This window comes from Pseudomonas sp. NPDC086581, from assembly GCF_044746165.1.
Taxonomy (GTDB): Bacteria; Pseudomonadota; Gammaproteobacteria; order Pseudomonadales; family Pseudomonadaceae; genus Pseudomonas.
In genome coordinates this window covers 198,067-211,154 of record NZ_JBIVBR010000011.1, presented here as the reverse complement: position 1 = coordinate 211,154, position 13,088 = coordinate 198,067, and the positions used below count along the sequence as shown (strand labels likewise).

The 13,088-nt window shown below is 66.2% G+C and carries 18 protein-coding genes and 1 tRNA gene; 14 read left to right on the top strand and 5 right to left on the bottom strand.

Annotation, left to right across the window (positions count from 1 at the left end; all coding sequences use genetic code 11):
- Nucleotides 1-36: 36 nt before the first annotated feature.
- From ACIPK7_RS22390 to ACIPK7_RS22365, 6 genes are all read left to right on the top strand, one after another.
- Complete coding sequence (locus tag ACIPK7_RS22390; protein WP_401090256.1) at nucleotides 37-618, top strand: DUF4136 domain-containing protein; 582 nt, start codon at nucleotides 37-39, stop codon at nucleotides 616-618.
- Between the two features lie 134 nt (nucleotides 619-752).
- Nucleotides 753-1,313: a DUF4136 domain-containing protein gene (locus ACIPK7_RS22385; RefSeq protein WP_401090348.1), complete on the top strand. Its 561-nt coding sequence runs from the start codon at nucleotides 753-755 to the stop codon at nucleotides 1,311-1,313.
- A 25-nt stretch (nucleotides 1,314-1,338) separates the two neighbouring features.
- The gene (locus ACIPK7_RS22380; protein WP_192434349.1) at nucleotides 1,339-1,833 is read left to right on the top strand and encodes a GNAT family N-acetyltransferase; all 495 of its coding nucleotides are present in this window, start codon (nucleotides 1,339-1,341) and stop codon (nucleotides 1,831-1,833) included.
- A complete protein-coding gene (locus tag ACIPK7_RS22375; protein WP_081515751.1) occupies nucleotides 1,820-2,194 on the top strand; it encodes a DsrE family protein in 375 nt (124 codons plus the stop codon). Before ACIPK7_RS22380 ends, ACIPK7_RS22375 begins: the two co-directional genes overlap by 14 nt.
- Complete coding sequence (locus ACIPK7_RS22370; protein WP_401090346.1) at nucleotides 2,170-2,652, top strand: glycine cleavage system protein H; 483 nt, start codon at nucleotides 2,170-2,172, stop codon at nucleotides 2,650-2,652. The genes ACIPK7_RS22375 and ACIPK7_RS22370 overlap by 25 nt, the downstream gene beginning before the upstream one ends.
- A gap of 20 nt (nucleotides 2,653-2,672) precedes the next feature.
- Nucleotides 2,673-3,332, top strand: coding sequence for a M15 family metallopeptidase (locus tag ACIPK7_RS22365; RefSeq protein ID WP_401090254.1), 660 nt, complete (start codon nucleotides 2,673-2,675; stop codon nucleotides 3,330-3,332).
- A gap of 30 nt (nucleotides 3,333-3,362) precedes the next feature.
- On the opposite strand, the gene ACIPK7_RS22360 is transcribed toward ACIPK7_RS22365, so the two are convergent.
- Entirely contained in the window at nucleotides 3,363-3,788 is a 426-nt protein-coding gene (locus tag ACIPK7_RS22360; RefSeq protein WP_192434343.1) for a hypothetical protein, read from the bottom strand.
- 252 nt (nucleotides 3,789-4,040) lie between these two features.
- On the opposite strand from ACIPK7_RS22360, the gene ACIPK7_RS22355 reads away from it, so the two are divergent.
- From ACIPK7_RS22355 to ACIPK7_RS22340, 4 genes are all read left to right on the top strand, one after another.
- Nucleotides 4,041-4,670, top strand: a complete 630-nt coding sequence (locus tag ACIPK7_RS22355; RefSeq protein WP_401090252.1) for a GrpB family protein — start codon at nucleotides 4,041-4,043, stop codon at nucleotides 4,668-4,670.
- A gap of 72 nt (nucleotides 4,671-4,742) precedes the next feature.
- Nucleotides 4,743-4,946 carry a hypothetical protein gene (locus ACIPK7_RS22350; protein ID WP_192434338.1) on the top strand — a complete coding sequence of 68 codons (204 nt, stop codon included), beginning with the start codon at nucleotides 4,743-4,745 and terminating at the stop codon, nucleotides 4,944-4,946.
- Between the two features lie 83 nt (nucleotides 4,947-5,029).
- Nucleotides 5,030-5,248 (top strand): DUF6434 domain-containing protein, encoded by a 219-nt coding sequence (locus tag ACIPK7_RS22345; protein ID WP_401090250.1) that lies wholly within the window; start codon nucleotides 5,030-5,032, stop codon nucleotides 5,246-5,248.
- A gap of 78 nt (nucleotides 5,249-5,326) precedes the next feature.
- Nucleotides 5,327-5,650 (top strand): excalibur calcium-binding domain-containing protein, encoded by a 324-nt coding sequence (locus ACIPK7_RS22340; protein WP_401090248.1) that lies wholly within the window; start codon nucleotides 5,327-5,329, stop codon nucleotides 5,648-5,650.
- A gap of 12 nt (nucleotides 5,651-5,662) precedes the next feature.
- Here ACIPK7_RS22340 and ACIPK7_RS22335 read toward each other — a convergent pair whose 3' ends face one another.
- Entirely contained in the window at nucleotides 5,663-6,085 is a 423-nt protein-coding gene (locus ACIPK7_RS22335; RefSeq protein ID WP_401090246.1) for a hypothetical protein, read from the bottom strand.
- A 259-nt stretch (nucleotides 6,086-6,344) separates the two neighbouring features.
- Between ACIPK7_RS22335 and ACIPK7_RS22330 the strand changes: the two genes are divergently transcribed.
- Together ACIPK7_RS22330 and ACIPK7_RS22325 are read left to right on the top strand one after the other, a co-directional pair.
- On the top strand, nucleotides 6,345-6,581 hold the full coding sequence (locus tag ACIPK7_RS22330; RefSeq protein WP_015479019.1) for a type II toxin-antitoxin system ParD family antitoxin: 237 nt from the start codon (nucleotides 6,345-6,347) through the stop codon (nucleotides 6,579-6,581).
- Nucleotides 6,578-6,913: a type II toxin-antitoxin system RelE/ParE family toxin gene (locus ACIPK7_RS22325; RefSeq protein ID WP_348588259.1), complete on the top strand. Its 336-nt coding sequence runs from the start codon at nucleotides 6,578-6,580 to the stop codon at nucleotides 6,911-6,913. The genes ACIPK7_RS22330 and ACIPK7_RS22325 overlap by 4 nt, the downstream gene beginning before the upstream one ends.
- Nucleotides 6,914-7,005: 92 nt before the next feature.
- Here the strand turns inward: ACIPK7_RS22325 and ACIPK7_RS22320 are convergent.
- Nucleotides 7,006-7,101, bottom strand: a tRNA-Sec gene (locus ACIPK7_RS22320).
- A 245-nt stretch (nucleotides 7,102-7,346) separates the two neighbouring features.
- On the opposite strand from ACIPK7_RS22320, the gene ACIPK7_RS22315 reads away from it, so the two are divergent.
- Nucleotides 7,347-7,817, top strand: a complete 471-nt coding sequence (locus ACIPK7_RS22315) for a hypothetical protein (RefSeq protein ID WP_401090244.1) — start codon at nucleotides 7,347-7,349, stop codon at nucleotides 7,815-7,817.
- A 65-nt stretch (nucleotides 7,818-7,882) separates the two neighbouring features.
- Nucleotides 7,883-9,337 (top strand): alpha/beta hydrolase, encoded by a 1,455-nt coding sequence (locus tag ACIPK7_RS22310; protein ID WP_401090242.1) that lies wholly within the window; start codon nucleotides 7,883-7,885, stop codon nucleotides 9,335-9,337.
- A 320-nt stretch (nucleotides 9,338-9,657) separates the two neighbouring features.
- Here ACIPK7_RS22310 and selB read toward each other — a convergent pair whose 3' ends face one another.
- Both selB and selA read right to left on the bottom strand, forming a co-directional pair.
- Nucleotides 9,658-11,631 carry a selenocysteine-specific translation elongation factor gene (gene selB, locus ACIPK7_RS22305; RefSeq protein ID WP_401090240.1) on the bottom strand — a complete coding sequence of 658 codons (1,974 nt, stop codon included), beginning with the start codon at nucleotides 11,629-11,631 and terminating at the stop codon, nucleotides 9,658-9,660.
- Nucleotides 11,628-13,034 (bottom strand): L-seryl-tRNA(Sec) selenium transferase, encoded by a 1,407-nt coding sequence (gene selA, locus ACIPK7_RS22300; protein ID WP_401090238.1) that lies wholly within the window; start codon nucleotides 13,032-13,034, stop codon nucleotides 11,628-11,630. Before selA ends, selB begins: the two co-directional genes overlap by 4 nt.
- Nucleotides 13,035-13,088: the final 54 nt, after the last annotated feature.

Sequence of the window (13,088 nt, the reverse complement as noted above, 5' to 3'; positions counted from 1 at the left end):
CGCACGCCTCACCAAACCGGCGTGCGGGAGTCTGTCATGCCGCGTTACCTGTTGATCCTGCCGCTGCTCAGCGCCCTGGCTGCCTGCCAGGGCCAGAACCCCTACAGCAACACTTCGCTGCCGATCCCGCCCGCGCCCGCGCAGGCCGCCAACCCCGGCCTCGACCCCGGCAGCTATCCGGCCCCGCCGCTGGACTACGGGCGCTACCGCTCGTGGAGCTGGGCGGACGGCAGCGGCTTCGGCGGCCCGCTTCAGGACGCGGTCAGCGAAGCCCTCGACCAGCGCGGCCTGCGCCCGGCGCGCTCGAATGCTCCGGCGGACCTGAGCGTCAGCGCGCACCTGTCCAGCGAGCAACGCACCCGGCAGACCACCGACTATTACGGCGGCGGCTACTACGGCGGCTGGAACGACCCCTGGTATGGCGGCGCTTCCTACCCCGTCACCCGCACCTACGTGGTCACCGTCAGCGTGGTGCGCATCGCCTTGTTCGACGCCCTTAGCCACCAGGAAATCTGGAGTGGCAGCGCCGAATTCGAAAACGCCAGCAGCCAGACCGACCAGGCCCGCGCGCTGCGCGAAGCAGCGCGCAAGGCCATGGACGGATACCCACCGGGCTGACTGCCACTGGCCGGAAATCCTGCCGGCCAGACATCTCCTGCGACCACGCGCAGCCCGTCTGCCGCTTGCCTTTGCGCGGACTCTGCGCTTGGATGGAATTCTCTGACAGGAGTATTGCGATCATGATCCGCCGTTTGCTGTCCCGTTCACTGCTGCTGAGCCTGATGCTCGGCCTCGCCGCCTGCGAAACCACCAGCGTCAGCCGCGACTACGACACCACCCGCGACTTTTCCCGCTACCTGACCTGGAGCTGGGCACAGCCGGCCTTCGAGTACCGCCCGGACGACCCGCGCATCAAGAGCGACCTCACCGAGCAACGCATCAGCGACGCCATCGCCGACCAGTTCGACCAGCACGGCCTGCGCCAGGCCCAGGGCGGCAACCCCGGCGACGTGAAGCTGCGCGCCTACCTGATCGTCGACCAGCGCCAGGACCAGGTCACCACCTACACAGGCGGCTACTGGGGCGGTTACTGGGGAGGCTACTGGGGCCCGCCGCCCATGGCCGAGAGCCGCACCGTGACCTACAAGGTCGCCACCATCCAGGTCGACATGTTCGACGGCAAGGACGGCAAGCTGGTCTGGCGTGGCAGCGGCGAACAGATCATGCGCAGCAGTCCGCCGACGCCCGCCGAGCGCGAAGCAGCGATCCGCGAGACGGTGCAGAAGATCATCGCTCAGTACCCGCCACACTGACCTTCACCAAGACATCGGAGAACGCGTGAACTTTCCCGCCCTGCAACACCGCCCCGCCCTTGCCGACGACCTCGGCGAGGTGGTCGGCTTTCCCCAGGACGCCGACGAACTCTTCTACTGCTACCCCAAGGCGAGCTGGCCGCTGACCATCGGCCAGCTCGCCGCCGCTATCGCCGAACGGCGCGACAGCACCGTGGCGCTGCTTGATGGCCAGGTCGCTGGCTTCGCCAATTTCTACCAATGGCAACCGAACGAATTCTGCGCGCTGGGCAACATGATGGTCGCGCCCTGGGCGCGGCGGCATGGAGTGGCGCAGTACCTGATCGAGGTCATGGAGAGTCTCGCCCGCGACCAGTACAAGGCGCAGGTCATGAAAGTGTCCTGCTTCAACGCCAACGCAGCCGGCCTGCTGCTCTACGCACGCCTGGGCTACAAGCCGCAGGGCATCGTCGAGCGCACCGACCCGCAAGGCCGGCGTGTCGCCCTGGTCCAACTGGAGAAAGCCCTTGTCCACGCCTGAGCCCCAGCGCGTGCTGATCATCGTCAGCAGCGGCCCGAGCACCCCGGCGCGCTGCGCTGCGCCCTTCTACACCGCCACGCTGCTGGCGTGCATGGATGCCAAGGTCACCCTGTTCCTCAGCGGCGAAGGCACGCGCCTGGCATTCCAGGACATCGCCGATACCCTCTACGCCGCCGAGGATGGCGAGCCCATCAGCCACTTCATCCAGCAAGCCAAGGAAGCCGGCGCACGCCTGCTGATGTGCCGCGCACCGGGCGTAGCCATCGACGAAAGCCGGCTGATCGAGGAAGTCGACGAGATCGCCAGCGGTGGCGAACTGGCGCGCATGATCCTCGAATACGACCGGGTGCTGACGCTGTGAAGCTGCAGGGCCTCGAGTTCCCGGGCAACCTGCTCTACGCCCCCGACTACAATCTCTGGCTGCGCGAGGAGCAAGACGGTGCGATCACCCTCGGGCTCACCGCCTACGGCTGCGCGGTCTATGGGCAGATATTCGCCTTCACCCCCAAGCGCGACGGCTGGCACATCGACTGCGACCGCAGCTTCGGCGTGGTGGAATTCGCCAAGGCAGCATCGTCTGCACGCAGCCCGCTGGGCGGCACCGTTCTCGCCAGCAACGAAGGTGTAGTGCGCAGGCCGGGGCTGATCAACCTGGACTGCTACGGCGAAGGCTGGATGGTGCGCCTGAAGCCCGACGACTGGACCGCCGCCCGTAGCCGCTTCCTGCAGGGCGATGCAGCACTGGAAGCCTTCGCCTTGCGCATGCAGTTGGACAACTTCGACCCCGACGACGATGGGGTCCAGGCCCTGCGCCCATGATCCGGGCAGGCGCGCGGCTCATGCTGCTGCTCTGCCTGCTCGTCAGCCCGGCACTACGCGCCGATCAACCAGCCCAGGACGGCTTCGTCTATCTCGACCAGATACTGAAATCCGCGCGCTATGACGTGCGCTACGCCGGCGCCGACAACTTCGTCGGCGAGCCCATCGACGGTTACCAGAAGGCGCGGATCATCCTCACCCAAGAGGCCGCCACCGCCTTGGCTGCAGTGGAAAAGGACATTGCCCTGAGCGGCCTGGCGCTGAAGATATTCGATGGCTATCGCCCGCAGCGCGCAGTGAATGACTTCCGCCGCTGGGCCGCCAACCCACAGGACATCCGCCAGAAAGCGCGCTACTACCCACAGCTGGACAAGCCCGCGCTGTTCCGCGAGGGCTACATCGCCAAGCACTCCGGGCACTCGCGCGGCAGCACCGTCGACCTCACGCTGGTGGATTCGAAAACCGGGGAAGAGCTGGACATGGGCAGCCCGTTCGATTTCTTCGGGCCCATCTCCCATCACGGCACTGCGCTGATCAGCGTGCAGCAGACGCGCAACCGCGAGACATTGCGCCAAGCCATGCTGCGGCACAGCTTCGAGCCCTACAGCGCCGAGTGGTGGCACTACACCCTGAAGACTGAGCCTTATCCGAAGACCTACTTCGACTTCCCGGTGCAGTGAAGAACAGCGGCCGTCCCTGGCCGCGGTGGATCAGTTGTCGTGCTGGGTGTTCTTGTGGGCCGGCTTGGTCGCGGAAATCGCCGCTGCCTTGGTCTTGCCCTGGGTATCCTTGGAATGCGCCACGGCGGACGTTGCCTGGCCATGGCCCTTGCTGTCGTTCTTCTCGCTGCCGTAGTGGTTGCCACTCAGGCCATGGTCGCGAGTAGCCTTGCCGGCGTGCTCGCCGCCATCGTTCGCGCCATTGCTGTTGCTGCCGTGGTTACCGCCGGCATCCCCCTTGCCACCACCGTGGCCGCCGCCGTTACCACCACCGTTTCCGCCGCCATTGCCACCACCGTGACCACCGCCGTCGCCCTTGGCATAGGCCGAACCGATCGGCGAGAAGTCGGCAGGCAGCAAGGCTGTCGTGCCGAGTGCGACTGCACAGGCTACTGCAACAACCAGGGACATTTTCATCTTGTTATCGCCTCCATGGGCGGGGGGTTGAGATACCTCTATGACTCACTGCAGACCCCGCCGTTCGCGGCCTGCCGACGAAATGCGAGCACGCGTGTGCCAACTCTTGCCTGCCGGGACGTTCATCGCCAACCTGTAAAGCGAGCCGCTTTCCAGAACTGCCTGTGGCGCTCCTGCAGAATGACCCGGAACTCAGCCCACCGGATCAATCTCAAACCCTCGCCCTCACCGCCCCACCGCTGGAGTGACCGCATGACCCCGCAAGCCCCCGAATTCGACGGCCAGCGCTGGAGCAACGCCGACGAAGACCGCATCGAAGTCGTCGCCTACGATCCGACGTGGCCCCAGCGCTTCGCCGAGGAAGCCGACGCCATCGCCCACGCCGCCGACCTTCCCGGCCTGGGCATCGAACACATCGGCAGCACCGCCGTGCCGGGGCTGGACGCCAAGCCGATCATCGACATCCTCCTGCTGCCGCCACCGGGCAGCGACCCGCACCAGCTGATCGAACCGCTGCGAGGGCTGGGCTACCAGTACTGGGCCGAGAACCCCGACACCTCGCGGATGTTCTTCGTCAAAGGCATGCCGCCGCTGGGCAACGGGCGCACCCATCACGTCCACGTCATGGACCTGAGCGACGCCTCGCGCCGCCTGCTGTTCCGCGACTGGCTGCGCACTCACCCCGAGGACGCGCAGCTCTACACCCAGGTGAAGCACGACCTGGCAAAGCGCTTCCCCACCGACCGCGACGCCTACACCGAAGGCAAGGACGAGGTCGTCGCGCAGATACTCGGCCGTGCGCTCAACCCACCCGAGCACCACCGCGACCGCGATGGCGGCGCAGCCCATGGCGGCGAAATCCAGGGGCCGGAACGCCGCTGAAGAACCCCACGCGTTAATCCGCCGTTAATCCAGCCGGCCGAAGCTCGGGACTCCCACTCAGGAGGAAGTCCCATGCTCAAGCTCTCCGTGGTCACCTTCGCCTGCTTCGCCTTGGTCGGCTGCGCCGACTCCCCGCACTTTAGTCACTTCAGCGCCATCGAATCGCCCGTGCGCGAATCCTTCGGCGAAGACAACCTCGAACGCCAGCCCACCCGCGTACGCCTGCAAAGCGACGACTATTCGGCGCAGCAGCAGCGGATGATGTGGGGCCAGTAATGCCGCAACACCTCGGCAGACCGCGCCAGCGGCTGCCGATTGCGCTATAAGGGGGGCTCCCCCAAGGCACAGGAATGGACACCATGGCCTTCGACTGGCACAGCGACCCGATCACCCGCCAGACCCCGCTGGACGCCCACTACCGCAACACCCAGAACGTCCGCCGCTTCATGACCCAGCACTGCGGCGACAGCTTCCGTTTCGACCGCGACTTCATGGCCTGGATACGCAGCGGCGCGGCAGCGGACATGGGCGCGGTGGTGGATGAGTGGCGGCGCCGGAAAGGCCTCGCCATTGGCTGAACACGCCGCTTGCTGCCGATGGTGCGCGGGCCGGGTCGCCCGCTAGACTGCGCAGTGCACTCACCCCGGATCACCGCCATGAAGAAAGGGATCTTCCTCGCCGTTCTCGCGCTGCTCGCCTGGCAGTACATGGACAACCCCAACTGGCAGTCGCGCTTCTTCCGCCCGGCCCCAGCGTCCGCCAGCGCGCCCGTTGCACCCAGCGACCCCGCCGCAGAACCCGTCGCAACGCTGGAAAACAAGCCGGAACCCACGCTCAGCGTACGTTGCGACGGCCGCCAACACTGCTCGCAGATGACTTCCTGCGCGGAAGCCAAGGCGTTTCTGCGCAGCTGTCCGGGCATGAAGATGGATGGCGACCACGACGGCATTCCCTGCGAAGACCAGCTGTGCCGCATGTAAGGGTTGGCAGTGCTACAAGCCACCACCCAACCACAGCGTGAACTGACCGTCGCGCACTGCCAGCGCCTGCCGCACCACGCTATAGCCCAGCGGCAGCACACCGCCGGTACTGACCTTCAGCCGGTCGGCCAGCGCCAGCACCTCCTCGAAGGAAGCCTCCGGCAGGTACTTGTTGAAGGAGTAGCTGTCGCGGCCGATCAGCACCTGCACCGCGTAAACATCCTGCTCGATCGGGTCATAGGCCAGCAGGCCCTGCAATTCGATCCCGCAAGGAAGTCGAAACAGCGCCCGCGCCAACAACCAGGGAGCAGCGGGCGCCAGATCCCCCGCCGAAGCCAACGGCACCAGAAAGGCCTCCTCGCGAACGCCATCCTGCCAACGCCATAGGTCGCTCAGTTCCAGATGCTCTTCGGTAAACAGATCCAGCCTGACCATGGCGCGCTCCAGCCACTTAACCCCGAGCAGCTTAGCTGGCCAGTAATGCAAGGGAGCTATCGGCAGAAGAGGATCTGGCAAAAGAGTCTTCGGGGCCTCCCCTCCTGATCAGTATCCGTAGCTATCCGCAGAACTTTCCCTATTCAGATGTGCTGACATCGGGACCAATTGGAAACTTTCATCGCCTGCTCGATACCGGAGAGAATCGCGAGTGCTAGTATGTTTTGGCAAATTTTGCCATTCCAGAGAGACAGGTCCCATGAGCACGATGAACATTTCCCTGCCGGATACGCTCAAGAGCTTCGTCGATGAGCAGGTCAGCCAGCGTGGTTACGGCACCAGCAGCGAATACGTGCGCGAGTTGATTCGCAAGGACCAGGACCGTCAGCGTCTGCGGGGCCTGCTGATCGCCGGGGCCGAGTCGATGCCTGCGGCACCTGCCGACAGTGACTACTTCGAATCGCTCCGCACGCGGGTGCGTAAGGCCCGTGGATGAAGGCCAAGCCAGTCATTCCGCGAGCACTCGCCAATCAGGATGTTGAAGCGGCAGTCGATTACTACCTGAGCGAAGATGCCGAACAGGCTGCTCTGGGGTTTGTCGATGCCTTGGAAAAGGCATACGCCCATATCGCCCGTCACCCTGGTAGCGGCTCGGCCCGCTATGCCCATGAGCTGGATTTGCCGGGGCTGCACTGCTGGCCACTCAAGCGCTATCCCTACCTGGTGTTCTACGTCGAGCGCGACGACCACATCGATGTATGGCGCGTCCTTCACGGCATGAACGATATCCCGTCCTGGATGCAGGCTGGCGAGGGTGCACCGCACTGAAAGTCCTTCGACACTTCTTCGACAGCGGCGTCGAAGCGTCTTCCCGGGCTAAGCCGGAAGCCTAGAGCCACGCGGGCTGTAGACGGGGGAATTGGCGGAAGGCAGTGAGAGTCGAACTCACCCAGGAACGGTTGCCGTCCCCCACCGGGTTTGAAGCCCGGCCACGCCACCGGGCGTGATTGCCTTCCCTGGTCAGAAGCCGGCTGCTCGAAGGCTGCGGCGAAAGCGGGAGCCCGGATGTTGCCATCATTGCCATGACCGATGCCAGCGCAGCGATGCCGCAGTCGGCACAGGGTCGCCCAGTTAGTCCGGCGCAGTCCGTCATGACATTCTGGCCAATCAACATCAAAAGGCCACTTATTGGCCAGAAAAAGGCAGCGAACTGGCTGCCCGTGCTCTAACCTCGCTAGCAGTACCCAGGGAGCTCCACGGCATGAAGCCCACTCTACCCATCCTCGATATTTCCCCCCGCCTGGGCATTGGTCCGGTCTGCCTCGGCGACACGCGAGCCATGGCGCGGGATGCGCTGGCAGCCGTGGGTTTCCCGCTGGAATCCTCGAACGGGCCGACGGATTACTTCTGTCAGGCTGCGATCCAGACCGAGTGCGACGAGCACGGGTTCATCTGGTTCATCGGCCTCTCCCAGAGCGAGCAGTACCTCGCGCGCTACCTGGGCGTGGATGTGTTTGCGCTGGCGGCTGGCGAGCTGTTCTCGCTGATCGCCTCAGCGGACGACTCCGGGGCGCATGAATTCAACCACTGCGAATACCTGTTTCCGGGGCAGATCATCACACTGTGGGACGCGGACGAACAGTACGACCGCCAAGGCAACGAGACGCGCCCGGTCTGGGCTCAGGTGGGCATCGGCAATGCCGACTATGTCCAGGCGGTGTCGGCCCTTTGACCCGTGAGCGGACTTTGTAGCGCCAAGAGCTCTATGCTTGTCCCGGACGCCGCCAAAGGAATTCCATGCTGAACGCGAAACTCACCAGGGCGCTGCTCTGGCTGGTCATCCTCATCCTCGCCATCACCGTACTGGCACTGGGACTGCGCGTCGCCGCGCTGCGCAACATCCCGCCGCTGGAACCCTGGCACACCTGGGTGCCGGACGACATGCACAGCGACGCGATCGACCACTCCGACTGGGCCGGCTATCTGGCTGCCGAAGACAAGCTGATGCAGGCCATGCGCAAGGAAATGACGGCCAGCCTGCAACCCTTCGAGCGCGTCGCCTACAACCGCTACTTCGACCAGAGCCAGGTTTACCCCGGCCACTTCGCCACTGACTGGAATCGTTCCTACGAGATGCGCCCCGCTGGCGAAGTGCGCGGCGCGGCGGTGCTGCTGCATGGGCTGACCGATTCGCCCTACAGCCTGCGCCACCTGGGCGAGCACCTGCGGCAACAGGGCTTCGTGGTGATCGCAATCCGCATGCCGGGCCACGGCACCGTACCGGCCGGGCTCACCGACGCGGACTGGGAAGACTGGATGGCCGCCACCCGGCTGGCCGTGCGCGAGGCCTCTGCGCAATTGCCCACGGGCGCGCCGCTGCTGATGGTGGGCTTCTCCAACGGCGGCGCGCTGGCGATGAAGTACAGCCTGGATGCGCTGGATGACCCGAGCCTGACGATGCCGGAACAGGTGGTGCTGATCTCGCCGATGATCGGCGTTACTCGCTATGCGCAGTTCGCCGGCTTGGCAGGCTTGCCGGCTCTGCTGCCGGCCTTCGCCAAGGCAGCCTGGCTGAGCGTGCTGCCGGAGTTCAATCCGTTCAAGTACAACTCCTTCCCCATCGCGGCGGCGCGCCAGACGGTGGAGCTGACCGATGCCGTGCAGTCCAGCCTGGAGAGCGCCAGCCGCAGCGGTAGCCTCGCGCGCCTGCCGCCGATACTCACCTTCCAGTCGCTCGCTGACAGCACCGTCAGCACCCCGGCGGTGATCAGCAACCTGTACGACCGCCTGCCGGACAACGGCAGCGAGCTGGTGCTGTTCGACCTCAACCGCTCGCTGAACTACGGCCCGCTGCTGCGCCCGGAAATGGCCACGCTCGGCGAGCGCCTGCTGCCGCAGCGCGCGCGCAGTTACGACCTCACGGTGATCTCCAACAGCCCGCAGACCAGCCAGACCAGCGCCCTGCACACGCCGGCCCACAGCCGGCAACAGGAAAGCCAGCCACTGGCAGCCAGCTACCCACCGGACCTGTTCTCGCTGTCCCACGTGGCGCTGCCCTTCCCGCCCAACGACGCGCTCTACGGCCAGCATCCGGCGGCCGGAGAAGACTTCGGCATCCACCTGGGCACCCTCACGCCCCGCGGTGAACGCGGCGTGCTGATCGTCGGGCTGGACCTGTTCCAGCGGGTGACTTCCAACCCGTTCTACGACTATCTCGTGCAACGGGTCGATCAGGTGTTGCCGTCGCGCTAGCGCTTGCCCAGATCCAGCACGACGGCGATTACGGTGATGGCGATGAACAGCAGAATCAGCCAGGAACTCATTGGACCCACTCCCCGGTAGTCAACAGGTGTATCGAGGGGGCGTGGGGATCGGGAGTTCAGAAAGTTTCTTGAGTGGTGCGACTAGCCGGGAGGCAGCGACGTCCCCGCTGAGTGATTTGCTTTCGTCGGCAGTGATTTGCTTTCGCCGGCGATGCCATTCAGCACCACCGAGCTTTCTCACTGCTTGCGACTTGCTTCGGCTCGACGAGCGGCGAACTCCGCTTCAACTTCCTCGTCGGGCCGCCCATCCTAGGAGCTCACAGAAGCCCTGGCAGCCTCGACTTTCGCCCGCAGGTAGTCGTCGTATTCCTTCTCGCTGGTAGTCATGGCCAAAGCAGAATCCTCCCTGATCCGTCGCTCATTGCCAAAGCGGCGGGTGAAGCCGATGCGGTCGAAGTACTCCAGCAACTGGATGCAGCGCTTGCGGCCGATGCCGATGCGGTCGCGAAAGGCGGCGGCGCGGATGATGCCGGCTTCGTCACGCAGGTGTAGCGCGTGGCCGGCAAGCTGGCGGACGGACTGCTCAGGGTAGAACAGGTCCTTCACCACCTGATGCAGTTGTCCAAGGCGGGCGAGTTTGCGCAGCAGCAGGCGTACGTCGCCCTCCTCCGCGCCCAACTCGCGGGCGAGGTCACGCACCCACGGCGGGTCGAAAGCGCCGGCCAGCAGGAGTGGCCATACGCGTTCGCGCAGTTTCTCGTCGGCTTCGCCCAGTTGCACGCGGTGATCGGGCAGGTGCAGCCAGGGGCCGCTGCTCTCCACGCTCCCCGTCGCCAGCAGGCTTTCCAGCAGGGCGATGAAGACCGGCCGGTCGAGCTGCGAGAAGGCGTAGCGACGGAGACGGTCGCGGTCGGGGCCGAGTTCGTCGGGGGCGTCGGCGTGGAAGCGTTGCAGGGCGTCGAGTAGTTGCTGTTGCAGCGCGGACCAGCGTTCTGCGGCGAACAGCCGTGCGCCGAGCCGGGTGTTGATTTCGACCAGCTCGCCGGGCAGCTGCCAGCCTTCGCGCGGGCGGTTGAACTGGCGCGCCAGCAGCGCGGGATCGAGGCCGTTGCTGGCGTGGGCCAGCAGGGTTGGCAAGGCGCTTTCGAGGCTGTCTCCCTGCAGGGCGCGCAGCTGTTCCAGACGCTCCGGGCTGCGCCGGTTGCGCGCAGGGGCAAAGGGGTCGAGCACGCGGCCGCCGCCGAGGGTGCGCTGCGCGGATTGGTCGCGCAGCACCAGGTGGTCGCCATGCACGGCGTGGCTGGGCGCATTCAGCACCAGTTGCGCGAAGGCGCGTTCGCCGGGTTGCAGGCGCTCGCCTTCGAGCAGTGCGACGCGGCCGGTGACGTCCTGCGCGCCGAGGTGCACATGCACCGGCGTCCAGTGGGCAAAGGCGCGGGTTTCGCTGAGCAGCAGGTTCAGGTCGATATCGATGCGCGTGGTGGGCGCATGCAGTTCGCCAGCGATCAGCCAGTCGCCCCGGTGAATCTGTTCGAGGTTCAGGCGCTCGCCCGCGATGTTCAGCGCCACGCGCTGGCCGGCGTGGGCCTGCTGCGCTTCGCGGTTCTGTGCGTGCAGGCCGCGCACGCGAACGCGGCGGCCGGCATTGCCGAGCAGCAATTCATCACCGACATTCAGGGTGCCGGCAAAGGCTGTTCCGGTGACGACGACACCGGCGCCGCTGACGCTGAAGGCGCGGTCTACGGCCAGGCGAAAGCCACCGGTTGCGGCGCGCTCAAAGGTCTCGCGGGCGGCGTCGGCGAGGGCTTGGCGCAACGCTTCGATTCCCGCTCCGTTGATGCTGGAGACTGGGAAGATCGGCGCGCCGGCAAGTGGTCCGGACGCCAGCAGTTCACGCACTTCAGCGGCGGCCTGTTCTACCCGTTCGCCCGAAACGCGGTCGGCCTTGGTCAGCGCGACCATGGCGCGACGGATGCCGAGCAACTGAACGATGGCGAGGTGTTCGCGGGTCTGCGGCATCACGCCGTCGTCGGCGGCCACCACCAGCAGCACCAGGTCGATGCCGCTGGCGCCGGCCAGCATGTTGTGGACGAAGCGCTCGTGCCCGGGCACGTCGATGAAGCCGGTGAGCGCGCCATCGCCGAGGTCGGCATAGACGTAGCCGAGGTCGATGGTGATGCCGCGCTCGCGCTCGGCCGGGCGGCGGTCGCCTTCGATGCCGGTGAGCGCGCGCAGCAGTGAGGTCTTGCCGTGGTCGATGTGCCCGGCGGTGCCAACGATCATGCGTCGTCCTCGACCAGCAGCGGCAGTTGCGCGACGAAGCCGGGTTCGTCGTCGAGCTGGCGCAGGTCGAGCCACAGCGCGTCGTCATCGATGCGGCCGAGCACCGGGATCGGCAGGCAGCGCAGGCGCTCTTCCAGGTCCAGGAGGGCGCGGCCGCGCTGGCGTTTGGGCTGGTGCGGGCGTAGGCACAGCGCAGCGCTGGGTAGGCGCGCGACCGGTTGGGCGCCGCTGCCGATCATGCCTAAGGCGTCCACGGCACTGACGCTCCAGCGCTCGCCCAGCAGCGCTGCCAAAGCAGGCGCCAGGCGCTGGGCCTGGACGCGGATGTCGGCCTGCGGGCGGCTGAGCAGGCGCAGGCTGGTGAGGCGTTCGGCGAGGCGGTCGGGGTCGCGGTAGAGATTGAGCACCGCTTCCAGTGCGGCGAGGGTCAGCTTGTCCACGCGCAGGGCGCGCTTGAGCGGGTTCTTCTTGATCCGCCCGATCAGTTCCTTGCTGCCAAGGATCAGGCCGGCCTGCGGGCCGCCGAGCAGTTTGTCGCCGCTGAAGGTGACGATGTCGGCACCATCGCGCAGGGCTTCCTGCACTGTCGGCTCCTTGGGCAGGCCCCAGCGGGTGAGGTCGACCAGGGTGCCGCTACCCAGGTCCTCCAGCAGCGGCAGGCCGTGGGCATGGGCGATCTGTGCCAGCTGCGGGGTGGCAACGCTGGCGGTGAAGCCCTGCACGCTGTAGTTGCTGGTGTGCACGCGCATCAGCAGGCCGGAACGCGGGCTGATGACGGCCTCGTAGTCCTTGGCGTGAGTGCGGTTGGTGGTGCCCACCTCGACCAGCTTCACGCCGGCGCGGGACATGATGTCGGGAATGCGGAAGGCGCCCCCGATCTCGATCAGCTCGCCGCGGGAGATGATCCCTTCCTTGCGCGCGCCCAGGCTGTTGAGCGCCAGCAGCACGGCAGCGGCGTTGTTGTTGACCACGGTGACGGCTTCGGCGCCGGTGAGCTCGCGGATCAGCCCGGTGATGAGGTCATCACGGTCGCCACGCTTGCCGGTGGCCAGGTCGAATTCGAGGTTGAGCGGGTAGCGCGCGGCCAGCGTGATCGCTTCGATGGCTTCCTCGGGCAGCAAGGCGCGGCCGAGGTTGGTATGCAGCACGGTGCCGGTGAGGTTGAACACGCGGCGCACGCGGCTGGCGTGGTGCGCCGCGAGACGCTCGCCAGCGCGGCCGGCGAGCACACTCTCTTCCAGTTCGACGGCGGCAAGTTGGCCGTGGCGCGCGGGCTCACGCAGTTCGTCGAGCAGGTCGCGCAGGGTTTTGAGCAGGGCCTCGCGGCCATAGCGTTGCTGCAGTGGCTCGCAGGCCGGGCTGCGCAGCAGGCGGTCGATGGAGGGCAAACGTACCGAGGTCATGGACGAACCTTGTGCAGGAGGCGATGGCTGGAGTAAGTGTAGGAGACCAGGGTG